This is a genomic window from Sphingobacterium sp. UBA7253 (assembly GCF_002472745.1).
GTDB classification, from domain to species: Bacteria; Bacteroidota; Bacteroidia; order Sphingobacteriales; family Sphingobacteriaceae; genus Sphingobacterium; species Sphingobacterium siyangense.
In genome coordinates, this window is record NZ_DKSP01000089.1 from 1 (window position 1) to 20,434 (window position 20,434).

Consider the following 20,434-nt stretch of genomic DNA (forward strand, 5'->3'; position numbering starts at 1 on the left):
TTTTCTCCAATTCCAGGTATACCAGGGATATTGTCGACGGCATCGCCCCAAAGACCAAGGATATCGATGACCTGGCAAACGTCAGAAATTTCCCATTTTTCAAGAATCTCTTTGACACCTTGTACTTCTGCTCCATTACCCATGCGTGCAGGTTTATAGATAAAGATATTTTCAGACACAAGTTGCCCGAAATCTTTATCCGGTGTCATGCAATAGACCTGAAAATTTTGCTTTTCAGCCTTTTTTGCCAGCGTACCGATAATATCGTCGGCCTCGTAACCATCCATGGTGATGATCGGAATATTGAAGCCCTCAATTAAGCGATTGATATAGGGGATAGAGGCCGCAAGGTCTTCTGGCATAGATTCGCGATGTGCTTTATAAGCTTCAAATTCAATATGTCGTGCGGTAGGTGCCGCCGTGTCGAACACTACTGCTATGTGGGAAGGTTGCTGATTTTTCAATACATCCAATAGGGTATTGGTAAATCCCATGATTGCTCCTGTATTTAACCCTGTTGAGGTAATTCGGGGAGTTTTGCTCAATGCAAAATAAGCTCTATATATCAGAGCCATTCCATCTAGAAGAAATAGTTTTTTCACAAAATTGAATTTTAGTCTCCTTACAAAGGTAAGAAATTCATCAAAGGGTAAGTTTAATAAATTTTTCCGATTTTTGTACTATGACACATTTAATGCAACAGGATTTATGAGAGGACTGGTAACTAAATCGACAGGTAGTTGGTATCAAGTTTTGGGCGAAGATGATAAAAGATACGATTGTCGTATTAAAGGAAAGTTTCGTACTAAAGGAATAAAAACGACTAATCCTGTTGCTGTGGGGGATTGGGTACATTTTGATGTGGAACCTGATCAGGATAGTGCGGTCATTCACGAACTGGAACCTCGTCGAAATTATATCATTCGAAAATCCGTCAATTTGTCCAAACAAACTCAAATTATCGGAGCAAATCTGGATCAAGCTTTTTTAGTGGTGACACTTGCCTCTCCGCCAACATCTTTAGGTTTTATCGATCGCTTTCTAGTAACAACGGAGGCCTACGGAATTCCTGCCGTAATTATTTTCAATAAATTGGATCTTTTTAGTGATGAAGGGTTGGAGATATTGGCAGACTATAAAGCTATTTATGAACATATTGGCTATCCCTGTTTCGAGGTTTCTGCGTTAACCGGTACCAATATCGACGTTGTCAAGCAACTGCTTAAAGATAAAATAACCTTGGTATCAGGTCATTCTGGGGTTGGCAAATCAACGTTGATCAATGCAATCGTTCCTGAATACGGGTTGAAAACTGGTGAAATCTCCGATTGGTCTGACAAAGGAAAGCATACAACTACTTTTGCTGAAATGTTTGATCTTCCTTTTGGAGGGAAGTTAATTGATACGCCTGGTATTCGTGAGTTGGGAATTGTCGATATAGAAAAACAGGAGCTATCCCATTTTTTTCCAGAGATGCGCGCGTTGATGAATCAATGTCGATTTCATAATTGCAGGCATATCAATGAACCCGGTTGTGTCATTATGGAGGCTGTGGAAGAAGGCTCTATTGAGAGTTCGCGCTACGATAGCTACCTCAGTATATATCATAATGAGGATAGTAGATCTTAATCTATATAAATCTTAATCTTTATAAAAAAATAGCGCCTTCTTACATCAGGAAGGCGCTATTTTTTGTAAAGCGCGGTAGGATGAAGCCCTTAATGTATCGCTTGTGTTAAATTTAAAAAATCACGGAGATAGGTACACTCCCGCGAAACGATTGTAAAGAAAGGCGTATCCTTATATTGTGTGCTCAATTCTTTGAAGTATTTATTTTGCATCGAAAAACGATAGAAAGGATTCTTTAATGGCGAATCATAGTATTGCCAACGCGATTCATTGGTATAGACAAAATCTTTCTGCTCACATTTGGCAAGCATAAAGGTACATTTCGCTTTGAACTCTTTGTCTGTGCTCAGCGTACGCGCTTTGCTGTACCATTCTTTTGCTGATTTTGTCTGTAGATAATTTCGTTGCCAGTGAAGTGTTGAAGCTGCGTGGTTGTCGGTGGACGACCAGTCATAGGACACCAGGGACCAAGCATTTCCATAGGTGCTTGTCTGATAGATACCTGTGGCCATTTGGAAATAATACTCGGCTTTTTTCTGGTTGTTCTTTTCCGTTTTTATGGCATTTTCCAAGCGTGCCATGCGTTCAGCATATTTTAGCTTAGTGGTGGATTCTTTACCATATTTTTTGGGGTAATCATTTATCGTTACAATAAATGGATTCGGTGTAATATCGCTTTCATCCGCATCGTACCAGTTTTTAATTTCTTTTATTTTATGGTCTTTAGGAAGTCCCGCTAAAGTTTTTGCTGCTTTTTGGAAATCCAGCTCGCGCAGGTAGGTTGTACCCAGTAATTCCGTGAGATAATCTTTATTGAAATGTTTGATATCCTTCAATAAGAATTTAGATAGGGTATTCTGTTGGGAATTATCCGACAGTAAATTTCTTATTTTTAACAGCGTTTTAGGTGTAAGGCTATTTTCCCAGAAGTGCATTGTTGTCCACTGCATATTATCTTCCAGCGAGTCTTTCACAAAGCCATAGTTGTAAAAGGCATCCGCCTTTACAGCAGCTAAACTAGCCATGGCGGTATCTTGTGTATTCAAATAATGTTTTACGACAAGATTTTGTAGGATATTCCGGCAGATTAAGCTATAGTTGCTATATTCGAAAGCACTATATCCCCAATTTTGCTTGCGGATATCTTCTTTACCATCAAGTTTTGCTTTTTCTTCTAACCAAGATAGCGTTTTGGTCAATTGAACTTCATCTAGTTGTTTACTGCTTTGCCAGTCAGTTAATTGCGTAAGTAATCGGGTAATTTGAAGCTGATCAATCAATTTTGGACTGAGGTCAGTATCTTTTATTTCGGAAAGGTATTCTTTTGCTAACGTATTTTCCTTATTCATCCAGCTTAGGTAGGCAGCAGTAATAAGGCCCAATTGGGGTTGAACATATTTTTTGTCGCGATAAAGTTTTAGGGCAAAATTGCGAAGAGAATCCAGATGTAGTTTAACCTTTCCTTTATCGTCATTTTTACTGTAGTAATTATAATTATCGCTACTGAGGTAAAAAGACTCGTTCATTTCTGTTTCTATCTTATTGACTTCGCGTCCCAATAGTACGGCATTTACGGTGTTGGCAGGATCGAGCTGATAGCAGTCGCTCAGATATTTCAGTGCATAGTCACTTGTGCCAAAGCCTATGATAGCATTGATATTGAACCGATCTGCATCATTTTTTGCATATTGAAATATCTCAGCATCACTGGCTGTGATATAATGGAAATTAGCATAAGCGAGGATGCGCCTTTCTGGACTGGCAGTGAATAATTTAGAAAAGAGATAAGCTGCCCTTGCTGCATCGCCATTTTTGCGGACAGCGCCAGCGTAGTTGGATAGTGCCCAATTGAGGATGGCTTCATCTCCCTTAGCGGATTGCAGGTACTTTTCATAGATCGTCATGCTCTTAGCGTATTCCTGTCCAAATAGATATAAACGGGCGGCTTGATAAGCATAACGGATATAGAGAAAGCTATTTTTGGGGTACTTGGAGATCTGCTGTTCGGCGAGCTCAGCAAATTGTGTAATTTCTTTGAAATTTCGGGTATCCGGATCCCAATAGTTATGTTGAATATTCGTGATAGGTTCCTGCTTTTTGGTGAACATAAAATACGCGCGTTCAGCTTCATGTTTTCCGTCAATCAACGTGCTTAGGAACGTATTTCCTCTAATGGAATCGGGAAGGTTTGTCCAAGCCGACTTTTGCTGATTGCTCGCTAAATTAGCGGTTGCATCGTTGCTATTGTACATCAATTGTTCGATATCCTTAACCTTGACCTGCGAACCTAAGTGTTTAGCCCAGGTTTCGGCATTGATTAAACTTTCTTTGACTGGAGCTTCTTCCGTATAAAGAAATTGGTAGGGGATAAATTGAAAGGCAGAAAATCCATTGTCCTCCAGATTGGGGAGATAATATGTCGTTTGATTGTCGTAAGGATCCACTTCAGGACCACAGGCGATATTGGTTGCAATCTCCCCAAAAAAGAAAGTTAATGTAGTGCTAGAAAGTAGCAATAATTTTTTGTAATTCGGCATTGCCATGGTTTGCTAGTGTAGCTTGATCTAAATGATAAAAAATAATCCGGTGTTCTTTTCCTTTCAGCTCTCCCTTCAAAAATTTTGCCGTTTGTAAGAGTTCCTCCTGATTTATGGATTCAAAACGTATAACATCTCCCTTTTTAAGGTTTGCTTTTGGGAGATCTTTCGTTAAAATATAGAGGTTCGTATTGGGGTTATGGGTAAACAATGACGAGTTTTTGAGATCTTCTTCATTGATATGTTTTGAAATACCGATGTAATTATTATTTCTGAAAACGACAAACCACTGAAATAGCGGTAATGCAATATCCATTTCCATGGGATAGTTGCGTAATGTTCCGCTTAGGTAGGTCTTGAGGTCCTGTTGATTTAAAATGGAGTTTTGATTGCCAAATTGTCTGAGATTTCCCATGTTGTAACACATTAACATCGCTTTTTTCACAGGCGGAATTCCGCTGGTGACTGTGTTTTTGACCTGGTGTAGCCGCAGAGTAGAGCTCACGACAACATCTTTTAAGGCCGGCAATTGTTGTAAATAGGTGAGCAGGTAGAAAAATTTATCACGGGATGTCTTTGTCCAATCGCAGTCCAGTTGGAGTTCGGTAAATTTTTCCTTTCCTGCTTGTTGTATTTTAGCCGTCACAAACGGAACAATTTTATTTGCCAGTCCTCTGATCTGCAGGCTATCCATTTCCACAAAAATACGTTGGTTGACAAATACTACAGGAATCAACTGCTGTTCTTTGGGGACAGGCTGCGAAAATGTAATGGGGCTAATAGGGACGGCTTGTACACCAGATGGATCGAAATCAATATCCATGATGCGGACATAGATAGATTTCGCGTCAATTTCCTTTAAAGAGCGGCTTTCTACGGTGTCTAACTGGAATACTGTCTTCCAAAAATAGAAGCCTGTTTCATGCTTTGTTTTGGTGCAGGAACTTAAAAAAAGTAGAGAGAGCGGTACAAGAAATAAAAATAGTTGTGTTTTACGCAGCATATTCACTTTATTTAGTCGTTATTCAAACAAAATGGGCTTAATTTTGTTTGTTATTCAATAAAATAAAGACGAAATTACAAAGAGATTGTGACTTTATGAAGCCTATTTTCAAATGGATCCTTGGTATTGTAGCGTTTATCCTATTGGTATTGGCTGGAGGTATTTGGTATTTTAGCAATAAGTGGAAGCCTCTTTTAGATACTAAAATCAAACAGCTGGTGTCTCAAGCAACGGACAATTTGTATACTATTAAATACGACGATATCCACGTCAACCTATTATTAGGTAACATAACAATAGACAATCTGCATCTCGTGTCAGATAGTTCCATCTATAAAAAGTTGGAGCTGGTCAAAAAAGCACCAGATAACCGTTTCGAAATTTCCATCAATAGGCTGAAAATAAAAAGCTTTGGAATTCGGAGGGTGTTGATGGATAAGGAACTTTTTCTGAATGATATCACTGTCGAAAGACCAACGATTCATGTCATTAATGAGGTACATCGTTATAATGATACGGTAAGTAGGGGACCTAAAAAAACACTGTATGAGAAAATAAAGGACAATCTGAAAAAAATTCAGGTGCGGGCTGTCAATTTGAATGACATCGATTTTAGATATACGCAAGTCCAAAAAGGGGTTTATCAAGATTTCGAGGTCAAAAAGGTCAAGGTCCGGATAGATGATGTTTTGATCGATTCAACTTCTGAGCACGACAGGCAGCGCTTTTATCATACGAAAATGATTGATATTGAGGTGCCTGGTTTTACCTATAAAACTCCGGATGGGTTTTATAAAGTAAACTTTGATCAGTTGAAAATCAATAGTAAAAACCGCAATGTCCTGCTGACTAAAGTTGCTTATCAGCCGACCCTGAATAAGGCGGCTTATTACCGGAAGAAAGGAGAGGGTGGAAGCTATATGGTGCTGAAAATGGACACACTTCTTTTGACGGGATTCAATTTTGCCGAGCTTTCCCGGGATAAGAAAATATATGCACAAAATGCACGCTTAAAAAATGGTTCACTTTCGATTTACAGTGATAAGCATTATAAAAGCCCTCCAACCAGTCAGATTGGAAATGCTCCGCATATGAAGTTAATGCAAATGTCGACACGCCTGGGAATTGATTCATTGATTTTGGATAATATAGGAATTTCGTATTCTGAAATGAGTGATGAGTATAGTCAAATCGGAACCATTACTTTTGATCACACTTATGGAACACTATTGAATGTGACAAATGATTCGACAAAATTGCTTAAACAGAAGCTAATGCGTGCAAATTTGAGTAGCAATTTTATGAATGCTGGTAAGCTTTCTACCAACTTTGTTTTTGATATGACCTCTAAAGTTGGAGCCTACACCTATAAGGGTACACTTGGGAAAATGGATCTAACAGTCGTTAATAAAATGATTCGTCCATTGTTAAATGTTGAAGTTAAATCGGGCAATCTCAGTCAGATTACATTTGACATTTGGGCTAACGATTACCGTAGTAAAGGAACCTTTAAAATGGATTATGACGACCTCAAAGTTAATATCCTGTCAGAGGCAGGTGATGATGGTCGTCGAGAAAAGAAGGGGCTGCTGTCTTTTATGATTAATCAGGTTTTATTTAATCCGGGCAATCCGGATTTATACGGTAAATATACGGTGGGGCATATTAACAAGCGTCGGGATCCCAATCATCCGTTTTTTAAAGCGATGTGGCAGACTTTGTTGGTTGGAATTAAACAATGTGTCGGCCTTGGTCCAGAACGGGAGGCTAAACTGATGAATACGGCTGGAAAAGTTGAAAAAGTCGTTGGGGGAATCAGCAAGGCCAAGAAAATGATTTCAAGTATATTTAAGAAACACAAAACTCCGGAGGAGTTGCTGAAGGAAGAAAAAGAAGATGAGGCCAAAGAGGCGGCAAAGATTGAAGAGAAGCGGAAGCGTGACCGTGAAAAAGCCGAAAAGGAACTCGAGAAAGAAGGAACGGGAAATTGAGGGGCCGTTTCACGTGGAAAGGTTCCCGTTTGGTGCCGTTGCCCTTATTTTTTAGAAATGGTTGAGGAAGCGATATACTGTATTTATAAATCCTCATTGTCGACTTCGTTAGCGCACCAAAAAATACAACGGAGATAGATTTGCATTTATTGACAGATTTATCTTAGTTTGAGACATTATGATAGATTCGATTTTAAGTTTTATCCGATTTGTTTTCAAATATAAAAATGGACTTGTAGACAAAATCATGTTCTATGTGAGCATGATTTGCGCCGCAATCGTTATTTTTAATGTGGGCTATGTTACTGATCCTACATTGGGGAAATTGCTTGGTAAAACAATTCATTATCTTTTCTTTGTCCTATTTTTCATGATTGCTCTCCGCGAGTCATCTTCCATTTACGCACTCAAAAAAATTGCTGTTGAGCATTACGCGGGCTTAGTTATCCTCATTTACTTTGTATTTATTCTTATTGCCCGTTTTGCAGGATTTGGAGCGCTTTCTGTTTTTTCAAGAGAACAGTGGGTTTATCTAGGAATCTATCTTATTTTTATCGCGGAGTTATCGAAGAGCACACTTTTCTTTGACAATTTTTATTTTAATCCGACAATATTGTTTGTCATCAGTTTCCTGGTTCTTATCTTGCTCGGGACCGTACTCTTGATGCTGCCCCGTACCACGGTAGAAGCTCCGTTAAGTTTTGTGGACGCCTTATTTATGGCAACGAGTGCTGTTTGTATCACAGGCTTGTCAGTTGCCGATATTTCAACCAATTTTAGCATGTTCGGACAAACTGTGGTCATTGTTTTGATACAGGTTGGCGGATTGGGTATTATGACATTTACAGGTTTTTTTGGCTATTTTTTCTCTGGCGGATTTTCTTTTAAGAATCAATTGATGTTTGGTGAAATTCTAGGTGAAAATAAAGTGGCCTCTGTCATTAAAACCCTATTGACCATGATATTTATTACGCTGCTGTTTGAATTTCTTGGCGCCATACTGATCTTTAGTACCTTAGAAAGTGCTAATTTTCCAAATTTAGGGAGCATGGTTTTCTTTTCGATCTTTCATTCTATTTCTTCATTCTGTAATGCTGGATTTTCGATCTTATCAGGGGGTATTACCAATGAAGCCTATAAATTCAATTACCCATTCCAGCTGGCGTTATCTTCGCTTTTCATTCTTGGTGGTTTGGGGTTTGGAATTGTATTGAATTTCTACACCTATATTAAAGAGTCCATATTGCTTTATTATCACCGCTGGATCACAAAGAAAAACTATAAGCATAAAGCATGGAGCTTTAGCTTCAATTCTAAATTGGTGCTGGTTTGTAATGCAATTATTATTGTAGGCGCAACTTTGTTTTTCTACTTTTTGGAGCGAGGGAACACCCTTTCTCTTGAAAGGGGACTCGATGGTGAATGGGCAACGTCCTTCTTTATGGCCAATGCAGCGCGTTCAGCAGGTTACAATAGTGTTGATTTGAGTTTTGTCGGGCCACCGACTGTTTTTTTGATTATGATTCTGATGTGGGTCGGGGCTTCTCCCGGATCTACTGGTGGGGGAGTAAAGGTAACTACCGTTGCTGTTTCGCTGTTGAATATTGTTTCTCTGGCTAAGGGAAAAGAATATATTGAGATTTTTAAAAGGAGGATAGCCGGCGAATCTGTTAACAAGGCTTTTGCGATTATTCTGTTGTCGCTATTCGTCGTAGGGTTCAGTTTTTTTGTGCTCATTTTTACAGATCCCGATAAGAGTATGAAAGCACTCCTCTTTGAATCACTATCAGCCTATACAACATGTGGATTAAGTTTGGGGATTACACCATCACTCAGTATGGGCGGAAAATTGATTATTGCCTTAACAATGCTCGTCGGACGTGTGGGTATGCTGACTCTGCTGGTCGCTTTTATTAAAAATACAACACGGAGAAATATTGTATTTCCGGAAGAAAAGATCTTGTTTTAGGTAGACCGACAAGCGTATTGACTAACTTTTGATGAACTTATCGGAGTAATATGAGCAGGTAGATCGAAAGAGAGCTTGGAAATAACAGTAAATTTATTTTAGTTTGAGATATGAAGTATATTGTTTTAGGATTGGGGCATTTTGGACGTTCTTTAGGAGTACATCTTACTGAGCTCGGACATGAGGTGATTGGGGCAGACCGAAATCTCAGTATCGTTGAACAACTCAAGGACAAGATAACGCACACGGTATGCCTAGATACAACCGACCGAGAAGCGGTATCGTCATTACCCCTTAAAGATGCCCATGCTGTCATTGTTGCTATTGGAGAGGATGAGGGAGCTTCGCTCATGACCGTAGCCCTCTTAAAACAGTTGAAGGTTAAACGTATCATTGGTCGTATCGTTTCAGATTTACAAAAGACTGTTTTGGAAGCAATGGAAATCAATGAATATATTATGCCCGAAGAAGAAGCTGCTGAACGATTGGCGATGCGCTTGGACAATATTGATATTGTCGATTCGTTTAAGGTTTCGGATAAATATTCCATTGTGGAGACTAAAGTGCCTGCTCGTTATGTGGGCATGACATTACGTGAAGCGAACCTGACCAATTTATACAAGGTTATCGTGTTGACCACTGTGAAGATCACAGAAACGAAGAAGGACGGTGTGACCAAAGAACAAAAGGAAGCTTCTGGAATTGCTGCCTCGGAAACGATCATGGAAGAAGGCGATATTTTGGTTGTTTTTGGGGAGTTATCCAATATTAATAAGTTAATTCAAAAAGGAGAATAAAATATGTTATTGACAACAACTGGTACTATTGAGGGACACCAAATTGAACGTTATTTGGGGATAGTCTCTTCCGAAGTGGTTCTGGGAGCGAACGCAATCAAGGATATGATGGCGGGTTTTCGTGATTTTTTTGGCGGAAGATCCAATTCTTATGAACGCGCATTCCAGGAAACACGTGAAGCGGCGTTACGTGAACTTGAAGACCGTGCACGCGCATTGGGTGCTGATGCGGTCGTTGGCGTTCGACTGGACTTTCAAACGGTAGGAACAGGGGGCATGATGATGGTAGGCGCGACGGGAACGGCCGTAAAAATGAGATCTTAATTACTTAAAGCCCTAAATAACATAGGGCTTTTTTAGTGCTTAAAAGATGTGAAATGGATCGATCGGATGGAATACCTGTTATAAACTTTCCACTAACAGCAATCTGAGCGATAATTATAATTGTATATAAAAACAAATTTATCTAAGTTTGGCTTTTAAGACTTTTAAACAACCTAAGAGGATAAATGAAATCATCGGAATTTATCAAAATCGTGTGTAATGCGTGCATAAATACAGCAAAAAGCCAGCTGTGAATGAACGATATAGCGTGAGTTGAATAAATGAGATAGCTTCATCACCTTTAAATGACAAATTTATACGGATGAAAAATTGGTTTAAGGCGAATTCGGCACATTTGATTGTTATAGCGATATTCATTGTGCTCGTGTTTTTTTATTTTACCCCTGTTTGGCAAGGAAAAACGCTGGCGCAGTCGGATGTGGTACAAGCGCAGGCGGCACAGAAGGAATTATTTGATTTTAAGGCAAAGGATGGTAAAGCGCCCTTATGGACTAACTCTATGTTTGGCGGGATGCCGACTTATCAAATTTGGCAAGAAAATGAGAATAACATTGGTACCTATTTCTTAAAAGCGGTTAAGTTCGCCTTTCCGAGCCCAATGGATACGGTGCTATTTTATTTGCTGGGTGCTTATTTCCTTTTTAGCGTCTTACGGATCAAACCCTGGTTGGCAGCAATTGGTGCAATAGCCATTGCGTTTACATCCTATAATTTTATTTATATTGAAGCTGGGCACATAACAAGGGCTAATGCAATTGCATTTATTCCACCCGTTATTGCTGCGGTTATTATGTGTTATCGGGGAAGTAAATTGTGGGGCCCTGTATTATTGGCGCTGTTTCTTTCGCTGGAGATTCGTGTAAATCACTTGCAGACAACCTATTACCTGTTGATAGTCCTGATGGTATACGTGATTTTCACTTTCGTAGATGCAATTAAACAAAAACAATTAAAAGGTTTTTTTATTGCATCGGGTAGGCAGATTATCGCAGTGGTCATCGCTTTGATGGTAAATGCATCAATTTTATTACCAACTTGGGAATATAGTAAATTAAGTACGCGTGGACATGCCAATATTACTAAGGTTGATAATAACAACAGCAAAGAGAAAGGGCTTGATAAAGAATATGCCTATGAGTGGAGCCAAGGGATTGGTGAAACCATTACCTTTTTGATTCCAAATGCCTATGGTGGTTCAACTGGCGGACAATTGGACGAAAAATCACATGTCGCTAAATTCCTAATGGAACGAGGAGGTGCATCGGAGATTCAAGCTGGTCAGATGGCACAAGGCATGCCAACCTATTGGGGCGACAAACGTTTCACTTCGGGACCATGGTATTTTGGGGCCGGAGTTTTCTTCCTATTTGTTTTAGGCCTTGTTATTGTCAAGGACCGCTTCAAGTGGTGGATTCTGGCAACAACCATTTTAGCATTGCTTTTGTCTTTTGGAAAAAACTTTACACTTGTATCAGATCTGTTCTTTGACTATTTCCCAATGTACAATAAGTTTAGGGCTGTTGAATCCATTCTTGTTGTGGTTTCCATTACAGTACCTATGATGGCAATTCTGGCTGTCAATGAGCTTTTGACACGGGCGAAGGAGATTCCAAACTTAGATAAAAAAGTGCTGTATACTTTTATTGGTGTCGGTGGCGTCTGTCTGCTTATTGGCGTGATGCCCGATCTCTTTTTAAGTTTTAGGAATGCGGAGCATAGCAATTTAGTAGCAACTTTTGAGCACCAGATAGGCGACAAGGCCTTTGCGACGGACTTGGCAAACCAGTTGGTTCTGGATCGTAAAGATATCGCAAGCAAAGATGCCTATCGTTCCTTTGTCATCGTTCTACTAACTTTTGGATTTGTTTGGGTCTTTTTAAAGAAGAAACTGAGCGAAGGTGTATTACTGGGGACATTGTTGGTCTTATTCTTGTTTGATTTATGGAGTGTAGATAAGCGCTTTTTGAATGACAAATCTTTTATGGAGAAAGGGGCTACAGTACAGCAAGTATTCCAACAACGTGAAGTGGATCAATTGATCTTAATGGATAAAGATCCAAGCTACCGCGTTCTTGACTTGACTTCGGACCCATTTTCGGATGCCCGTCCATCCTATTTTCACAAATCTTTAGGAGGATACCATGCGGCAAAATTAATGCGCTTCCAGGAAATTTTGGAAAATCAATTTAATGGTGCCCTTAATGAAGATGTGTTGGATATGTTCAACGTACGTTATTTGATTACGACAGATCCTCAGAATCAGTCGCAACGTATTGTAAGAAGAAGTACAGCTGCAGGAAATGCTTGGTTTGTGGATCGGGTAAGTTTTGTGAAAGGAAATGCCGAGGAGATGCAAGCAATCAGTTCTTTTGATCCACATAAGGAGGCGTTTGTGAATCAACAATATCAAAATGAGATTAAGGCTAAAACTTCGAATGCTTCAACGACAGGGGAGATTAAGTTGACATCTTACCATCCGGATAAAATGCAATATGAATATACGGCTGCCAATGATGCCTTTGCTGTATTTTCTGAAGTATTTTATGATAAAGGATGGAAAGCGTATGTGGATGGAAAGGAAACGCCAATTATTCGTGCGGATTATATCCTAAGAGCACTGCAATTACCTGCGGGAACGCATAAGGTAGAATTTGTTTTTGATCCAGAGTCACACAAATTTGGTAATTTATTGACATTAATCTCGTCTATTGTTCTTGTATTGGGAATAGGAGCGGCGATATATTTCTCCTTTAGAGGGAATAAAAAAGAAACAGCGGCTTAGTTGCTGTTTCTTTTTTTATTGTGTGAGCTTTAGAATAATTTGAGCTGCGGATCGGTTATTCTAAAGCTTTTTCTATGATGTGGAGTGGAGCCGTGTGCCAATACAGCTGTTCTGTGCTTAACTGTCGGATACCCTTTGTTGTTGAGCCAGTCGTAATCGGGATAATCCAAGGCGATGTTGTCCATGTATTCATCCCGGTAAGTTTTAGCCAGAATCGAAGCTGCGGCAATCGATAGATATTTCCCGTCGCCCTTGATGATACATGTATGCGGTATTTGCTGATATGGAATAAACTTATTCCCGTCAACAATAATATACTCGGCTTTGGTCTTTAAGAGATCAAGTGCCTTGTGCATCGCCAGGTAGCTTGCATTGTGGATATTTATGCGATCTATTTCTTCTGCTGAAACGCTCGCAACGGCATAAGCAAGGGCTTCGCGCTCAATGATGGGACGTAAAGCCATCCTCTTTTTTTCACTAAGTTGTTTGGAGTCATTAAGAAGCTCGTGATGGTAGTCTGTGGGGAAAATCACTGCTGCAGCGAAAACTGGCCCTGCCAGACAACCTCTTCCCGCTTCGTCACAGCCGGCCTCTATCCACTGCTCCTGATAATATGATAATAGCATGTTCAGTTCTTTAAAATAGCCGAAAATACAAATAAATTTAGAGTTATCTATTGTAACTTCTGTGTGAATATCGACCGTTTACACTAATTAACACTAATAATGTCTTCTTTTGTAAAGATTAAGAGCGCTAGACTATTAAAACGTTGGAATAATTTCCATTAACAAAATAAAAGTTTGTTCTTGTCTAGGCCATATTGTTTCAAATTAAACTTGAGCAATAGTTTTAGAGTCAAAGATTTATCAATTATAGAAATATAAAAATACGTATTATGAGAGGCTTTGTGCTTTTTTTATTTAGTATGCTGATGGGATGGACCGTTTATGGCCAGACGAAGAGCATACAGGGAATGTTGAAGGACGACAAGAATCGAATTGTCGCCGGTGCAACAGTGAAATTAACGTCAAAATTGGATTCCATGACGACAGGATCTAATATGGCCGGGATTTTTATCTTTGATAAAGTCAAGGCGGACACCTTTAAAATTACTGTTTCAAACCTTGGGTTCGAACGCTTTGAGCAGGAATTTAGTATCCCTAAAGGCGAATCAAAGCATATTATTCCAAGTTTGACTTTACAACAGAACTCACAGATGCTACAAGAAGTTGTTGTTGATGGAGTCCCTACAGTCGTTGTCAAAAGTGATACCCTCGAATATACCATGAAAGATCTAAAACTCCGCGATGGGGCTGTTGCAGAGGATGCTTTGAAAAAGTTGCAAGGGGTCGAAGTCGATAAAGACGGCAATGTAACGGCACAAGGGGAGTCTGTTAAGCGGGTTCGTATAAATGGTAAGGACTTTTTTGGTGGAGATGTAAAGACAGCTACACAAAATCTACCGGCAAATATTATCCAAAAGATGCAGGTCATCGATGATTATGGCGATATGGCCAATGTAACCGGTAATAAAACGGGTGATTCAGAAAAAGTCTTAAATATTCAGATTGACCCAAAATACAATACAGGACATATGACTACCTTACGGGCAGGCGTGGGAACCGAAGATCGTTACCAGGCTACAGGGATGTGGATGGGGATGCGCGAAGGTGAACAAATTTCTGTATTGGGAAATTTGAACAATACCAATGCACCCTTATTTGACTTTAGTACTGTAGGTGGCGGTGCGCGTCGTGGCCAAGGTGGTGGCGGCCGTCGCGGCGGCGGCATGTTTGGCGGATCGGACGGTTTAACTAAAATCGGTTCTATCGGGCTGAATTACCGTAAAGACTTTAATGATAAATTGACGGTTTACGGTAGTTACAGTTATAGCCATAGCAACAATACAACAATCTCGCAGCGCTTTCAGGAAAATACACTACCTAATATCATGCAAACGGACAGTGTTCAATCTAATTCCAATACAGTAGGAGCAAGCCACCGTTTTGAAGCAAATGTTGAATGGAAGCCTACAACGAAAGACTATATCAAAATTTCTCCTCAATTTGGTTACGACAATAGTGATGTAACGACAGGTACTAATTCGCTAACTTACCGTAGTAGTGTATTTAATAATTCACAGGCCCAAGATATTGTTGCAAATTCTACTGCACCGAGATTTGGGATTAGCGGATTGTACAACCATAAATTTAATGACAAAGGAAGGAATGTTTTTGTAAACATGAACTTCAATAATGCAAAAACAACGAAGGATCAGAATGCCATTTTAGATAGGCTATTGGCTGATCCCAACAATGCAAACGCTCCTCTAGATTCGATCTATGAAAAAACGATTCTAGAAGCAAATAATAAAAGTTGGAATGGGGGCGCTTCAGTGAATTATACTGAACCTGTTTCTGAGAAGGGAAAAGTAGAGTTTACCTATGACTTCAACAAAAACAAGTATGACAATTCGAATAAACAACAAGGGTTTGATCGCGATGGAAACCTTATTGCAGAAGATCCCAAGTTGAATTTTGATTATAATTATGATTATTCGTTCACAACACATAAAATCGGGGCAAACTATTTGTATAGTGGCGATAAAATAACCTATTCCATTGGAGCTGCTGCTCAGCCTTCTCAATTAAGAGGTGATGCGATCAGTTCAGGGTTAGTCGTGCCAATTCATCGCAACAATATGAACTGGATGCCTATTGCACGTTTTGAGTATAAATTTTCGAGACAGTCCAATATCTCTGTCAATTATTCGGGAACACCGAATGAGCCTTCAGTAACGCAGATCTTGCCGTTTGATATGAGTACAAACCGGACGAGTATTGTGATCGGTAACGCCAATCTGAATCCGGAATTTAGCCATCAATTGAATGTAAGATTCCGTAAGAATGATTTTCAAAAAGGAAACAACTTCTTTGCGTTCGTTAATGCCGGTTTGACTAACAACAAGATTGTGAGCTTGAGCAAAAGCTATTTTGATGATTTAATGGATTATCAAACTGGCCAAACAAATTCAACGTTAGTTTCTGAAACCCGCTATTTGAATGAAACAAGCGATAAGCCATTTAATGTGAGTTCTTTCTATCATTATGGTAAATCACTGAAAGAAAAAACATATAATATTATGTTAATGGGGGGTGTGTCTTACAATAAAAATATTGGATATGTTTCCACAGAGAAAGATGATAACGTAGGTCAAAAGAACATCGCCCGGAATATTGTATTAAATCAAGGTTTAATGTTTAGATATAATCCTTCCGAGAACCTAGAAATCAATCCAGGGGTACGCTACCAATTTAATCATACAGAGAATTCATTGACAAATCGTACGACGAATGTCTCGTCCTGGACACCAACATTGATTGGTTCTGTTAACATAACAAAAACAACCATTTTCGGAGCGGATCTATCCAAGCAATTCAACAGTGGTTATGGAGCCGGTATTAATGCAAATCCTTTCGTCATAAATACCTATTTGGAGCAGAAGTTCTTGAGTCAACAACGTGGTACTGTGCGTCTACAAGCATTTGACTTGTTAAATCAGCAAACGAATGTTTCAAGAACGGTGAGTGAGTCTATGATTACAGATAGCCGTACCAACCGTTTGGGTCGATATTTTATGATTCTGTTTACTTATAAATTCCAAAAATTTGCGATGGGAAATCCAGAAGGAGAGAATAGATTTCCGGGCGGAATGAGACCTCCGCGTATGTAATCTGATTCCCATAGGATATAAAAACGGTCATAGTGATTTCGCTATGACCGTTTTGCATTTAAAAATGCCTAGTTTTGTGAAGACTTCATATGCCCATACGATTTTGAAGATTGAGTAACGTAGCAAAAAATGTAAGATTTTGTATTTTTTGTTTTAGGGAAGACTGTCAAGGTTAATGGGCACAAAAAATAGATAAACTAAAAGAAGCTACAGCAAGTTTGTACTGCATGGAATACGAAATTATTAGACTTTCAAACGGAATACGCGTAGTATTTCAATATCAAAATTTACCGGTTACTCATGTCTGCATGGTCATCAACGCGGGGTCTCGGGACGAGTCTGCTGGAAAGTATGGTGTAGCCCATTTTATTGAGCACCTTTTATTTAAGCGTACTGAAAGACGCTCTACACAACAGATTATAAATCATTTGGAATCCGTTGGCGGAGATTTAAATGCTTATACGACGAAAGAGTATACCTGTGTACATGCCTCTATTCTTCAGCCTTATTTAAATCGTGCGTTAGATCTTTTTGAAGATATCTTCTTTCATTCCACTTTCCCCGATATAGAATTGGATAAAGAAAAATCTGTCATTGTAGATGAAATGGCATCTTATCTGGATAGCCCGGAAGAGTCTATTGTGGACGATTTTGAAGATCTGGTTTTTCAGGGATCGGGTTTAGGGCATAATATTTTGGGCCTGGAAGATCAGCTTCTTGCACTGCAAAAGGGTGATATTGTCGATTTTATGCGGGCAAATTATGATACAAATGAAATGGTTATTGGTATCACGGGCAATTATACGCTAAAAGAAGTTGAGCGATTGTTGCACAAAGTATTTGGGACCGTGCCTTCAAATACGATAGCACGTCTCCGCAATGACGTCAGACCACTTGTTGAACAGCATGTTGCCGTAGGCAAGCCAATCAATCAGGTGCATTATATGCTCGGTTCTTTAGCTTATAATTATCGAGATGACCGTAAGACGGGGCTGCTGCTTTTAAATAATATGCTTGGTGGAATGGGAATGGGATCTATCCTGAATCTCTCCATACGGGAGAAATATGGAATAGCCTATACCATTGAATCTAATTATACTATTTTTTCGGATACAGGGTTATTTAGTATTTACCTCGGTACCGATGAAGAAAAAGTTGAAAAAGCTAAAAAACTCGTCTTTAAAGAACTTGCGAAGCTGAGTGAGCAACCGCTATCTGAAACTGCGGTAAAAAAGGCGAAGCAGAAATTTATTGGGCAGATTGCTTTGACCGAAGAGAATCGTATGAGTATGATTATCTCTGCCGCGAAAAACGTGATGGACTATGATCGTGTCATTTTATTGGACGAAGTAATTGAAAAAATTCAGGATTTGACGAATACAGAGCTGCTGGAAATAGCGCAAGATGTATTTGACCCGAAGAAGATGTTGTCGCTAAGTTTTGTCCCCGAAGACTGAATTTAAGGACCTGTATAGATTCTTCAGAGAAGATGAATAATATGAGATCGATCGGCCGACGATGGGAATAATAGCTGGCTGACATGAATTTATATTGCATATAAAAAGCAATTTATCTAAGTTTGCGCTTACGGGAATTCGTTCTTCTCAACCATTGACTGCCGAAGGCAGATTCAATACCTATGGTAGCAGACAAATAAATGAATAAAAAATATAAGGGATGAAAACAGCATATGTATTTCCTGGTCAAGGGGCCCAATTTGTTGGAATGGGGCAAGACCTGTATAATTTAAATGATGAAACGAAAGCCTTGTTCGAACAGGCTAACGATATTTTAGGGTTCCGCATCACGGATATCATGTTTTCCGGTACAGACGAGGAGTTGAAACAAACGAAAGTAACCCAACCTGCTATTTTCTTGCATTCGGTTATTTTGGCGAAAGCGCTGGGAGAGTCTTTTCAACCGGACATGGTTGCAGGTCACTCATTAGGTGAGTTTTCGGCTTTGGTAGCAGCCGGTGCATTGAGCTTTGAAGATGGTTTGAAATTGGTTGCACAACGCGCCAATGCGATGCAAAAGGCATGTGAGCTTCAACCTTCGACGATGGCTGCGATATTAGGTCTGGAAGATGCTATAGTGGAAGATATCTGTGCTCAGGTTGATGATGTCGTGGTAGCTGCAAATTATAACTGTCCTGGACAATTGGTTATTTCGGGATCTATTGAAGGCGTGGATAAAGCTTGTGCTTTATTGACCGAGGCTGGTGCTAAGCGCGCATTAAAATTAAACGTGGGTGGAGCATTTCACTCACCATTGATGGAATCTGCCAAAGTGGAATTGCAAGCGGCTATAGAAGCTGTAGACATTTTGTCGCCTAGCTGTCCGATTTATCAAAATATCGATGCCAAACCACAGACAGATCCAGCGGTTATCAAGCAAAACCTTATTGCGCAATTAACTGGCGCTGTACGGTGGACACAGACAGTACAAAATATGTTGGCCGATGGTGCAACAGCTTTTGTAGAAGTTGGTCCAGGAAATGTATTGCAGGGACTGGTTAAGAAGGTAGACCGTCAAGTTCAGACTTCCGCAGCATCAGTGACCGCGTAACAAAATATTCAGTATAAAAAAGGAATTATTTTGCAGTGCCCTCAAAAAGTGTCCAACTTTTTGAGGGCATTTTTTATGAACGAAAAATCCAAATCACATCAAGAATTACCTGTAAAAATGGATAAGACATAGGGATCATTTTCGGAGATTACTCGGTGCTTCTTCGGAGCTCGTTCGGTACTTCTTCGGTTGGAAGCGAAGAAACACCGAACGAGCTCCGATCAATATCCGTCTTTTGACCGAGAGAATGCAGAATCAACGATGGGCTTAAAAACTATTTATCCTTAAACATACTGTAATGATCTTTCATAACTTGCAGGACAAAATCATTGGGGGTCATTTTTTCCGGATGTTTAACCTCCATCACCGTTTCCAGGCGTTGTACTAAAGCAGTTAAAATTCCTACGTCTCTTCTATCAAAAGCTGTTTGATAGATCTCTTTGACTGAGTTAGCATCCTTGTCGCTCAATTTAATCACTTGAGGAAATAGGATAGGGTGATTGTCGAATGTCTCTTCATAGATTGTGTCGCTCAATTTTAAGGTAGGTTTGAGACTGATAACAGAAGTTTCACCCGCAATATCTCCAATGCGTTGTCCATTTTTGGATAAAACGATCGAAGTAATGGCGACACCACCCATCGTCATCCAGATATCTACGATAGATAGGCTCCATCTGGACAAGTATTGATAGAAGTTGGCACGTGAGCCGTCAAGTTTGACGACCTTTATTTTCATGATTTTCTTGCCTACTGTTTGGCCTCCGAAGGCTGTTTCAGTAATCAAAGTATAAAAAAATGCAGGTAAGGTCAATGCCATCATAATCCCATAAAAGAGATAGGGATCTCCTGTGTTCATGTTAATGCTGTCCAAGAGAAAAAAGCAAAAGAAATAATAACAGACTATAATAAAATAATCTATTGCAAATGCGATCATTCTTGAGCCAAGACTGGCAAGATTATATTCGATTTTTACATTTTGTGCCGTATTTATCTCAAGCTTATTCATATGCAAATTAGTTGAATTTAATGTAATATAGCATATCTAGGTCATTTTAGCTCTAATTTGTGCTTTTCAATCAT

Annotated in this window: 14 protein-coding genes; 9 read left to right on the forward strand and 5 right to left on the reverse strand. The window is 39.5% G+C overall.

The window, feature by feature from the left end:
- Nucleotides 1-602, reverse strand: a 602-nt coding sequence (locus tag B2X72_RS08580) for a 5'-3' exonuclease (RefSeq protein WP_414711792.1), incomplete at its 3' end; no start/stop codon positions are given.
- Between the two features lie 106 nt (nt 603-708).
- Here B2X72_RS08580 and rsgA point away from each other — a divergent pair.
- Entirely contained in the window at nt 709-1,629 is a 921-nt protein-coding gene (rsgA, locus tag B2X72_RS08585) for a ribosome small subunit-dependent GTPase A (RefSeq protein ID WP_201669779.1), read from the forward strand.
- An 89-nt stretch (nt 1,630-1,718) separates the two neighbouring features.
- On the opposite strand, the gene B2X72_RS08590 is transcribed toward rsgA, so the two are convergent.
- On the reverse strand, nt 1,719-4,172 hold the full coding sequence (locus B2X72_RS08590) for a hypothetical protein (protein WP_286849129.1): 2,454 nt from the start codon (nt 4,170-4,172) through the stop codon (nt 1,719-1,721).
- Nucleotides 4,132-5,169 (reverse strand): hypothetical protein, encoded by a 1,038-nt coding sequence (locus tag B2X72_RS08595; RefSeq protein ID WP_088163336.1) that lies wholly within the window; start codon nt 5,167-5,169, stop codon nt 4,132-4,134. The genes B2X72_RS08590 and B2X72_RS08595 overlap by 41 nt, the downstream gene beginning before the upstream one ends.
- A gap of 95 nt (nt 5,170-5,264) precedes the next feature.
- Here B2X72_RS08595 and B2X72_RS08600 point away from each other — a divergent pair, with 95 nt between their 5' ends.
- The 5 genes from B2X72_RS08600 to B2X72_RS08620 all read left to right on the forward strand — a co-directional run bounded on the left by B2X72_RS08600 (nt 5,265) and on the right by B2X72_RS08620 (nt 13,053).
- Nucleotides 5,265-7,160 carry a hypothetical protein gene (locus tag B2X72_RS08600; RefSeq protein WP_286849131.1) on the forward strand — a complete coding sequence of 632 codons (1,896 nt, stop codon included), beginning with the start codon at nt 5,265-5,267 and terminating at the stop codon, nt 7,158-7,160.
- Nucleotides 7,161-7,338: 178 nt separating this feature from the next.
- Complete coding sequence (locus tag B2X72_RS08605; RefSeq protein ID WP_286849134.1) at nt 7,339-9,129, forward strand: TrkH family potassium uptake protein; 1,791 nt, start codon at nt 7,339-7,341, stop codon at nt 9,127-9,129.
- 110 nt (nt 9,130-9,239) lie between these two features.
- The gene (locus tag B2X72_RS08610) at nt 9,240-9,926 is read left to right on the forward strand and encodes a potassium channel family protein (RefSeq protein WP_075990332.1); all 687 of its coding nucleotides are present in this window, start codon (nt 9,240-9,242) and stop codon (nt 9,924-9,926) included.
- Nucleotides 9,927-9,929: 3 nt separating this feature from the next.
- A complete protein-coding gene (locus B2X72_RS08615; protein ID WP_046673052.1) occupies nt 9,930-10,250 on the forward strand; it encodes a YbjQ family protein in 321 nt (106 codons plus the stop codon).
- A 322-nt stretch (nt 10,251-10,572) separates the two neighbouring features.
- Nucleotides 10,573-13,053: a YfhO family protein gene (locus B2X72_RS08620; protein ID WP_286849136.1), complete on the forward strand. Its 2,481-nt coding sequence runs from the start codon at nt 10,573-10,575 to the stop codon at nt 13,051-13,053.
- Nucleotides 13,054-13,082: 29 nt separating this feature from the next.
- Here the strand turns inward: B2X72_RS08620 and B2X72_RS08625 are convergent, their stop codons facing one another.
- A complete protein-coding gene (locus B2X72_RS08625) occupies nt 13,083-13,679 on the reverse strand; it encodes a ribonuclease HII (protein ID WP_075990330.1) in 597 nt (198 codons plus the stop codon).
- A gap of 269 nt (nt 13,680-13,948) precedes the next feature.
- Here B2X72_RS08625 and B2X72_RS08630 point away from each other — a divergent pair, with 269 nt between their 5' ends.
- The 3 genes from B2X72_RS08630 to fabD all read left to right on the forward strand — a co-directional run bounded on the left by B2X72_RS08630 (nt 13,949) and on the right by fabD (nt 19,354).
- Nucleotides 13,949-16,786: an outer membrane beta-barrel protein gene (locus tag B2X72_RS08630; protein WP_286849140.1), complete on the forward strand. Its 2,838-nt coding sequence runs from the start codon at nt 13,949-13,951 to the stop codon at nt 16,784-16,786.
- A gap of 227 nt (nt 16,787-17,013) precedes the next feature.
- Nucleotides 17,014-18,243 carry a M16 family metallopeptidase gene (locus B2X72_RS08635; RefSeq protein ID WP_286849142.1) on the forward strand — a complete coding sequence of 410 codons (1,230 nt, stop codon included), beginning with the start codon at nt 17,014-17,016 and terminating at the stop codon, nt 18,241-18,243.
- A 220-nt stretch (nt 18,244-18,463) separates the two neighbouring features.
- Nucleotides 18,464-19,354 (forward strand): ACP S-malonyltransferase, encoded by an 891-nt coding sequence (gene fabD / locus B2X72_RS08640; RefSeq protein WP_120335223.1) that lies wholly within the window; start codon nt 18,464-18,466, stop codon nt 19,352-19,354.
- Between the two features lie 274 nt (nt 19,355-19,628).
- On the opposite strand, the gene B2X72_RS08645 is transcribed toward fabD, so the two are convergent.
- Nucleotides 19,629-20,360, reverse strand: coding sequence for an RDD family protein (locus B2X72_RS08645; protein WP_088163328.1), 732 nt, complete (start codon nt 20,358-20,360; stop codon nt 19,629-19,631).
- Between the last annotated feature and the right edge of the window lie 74 nt (nt 20,361-20,434).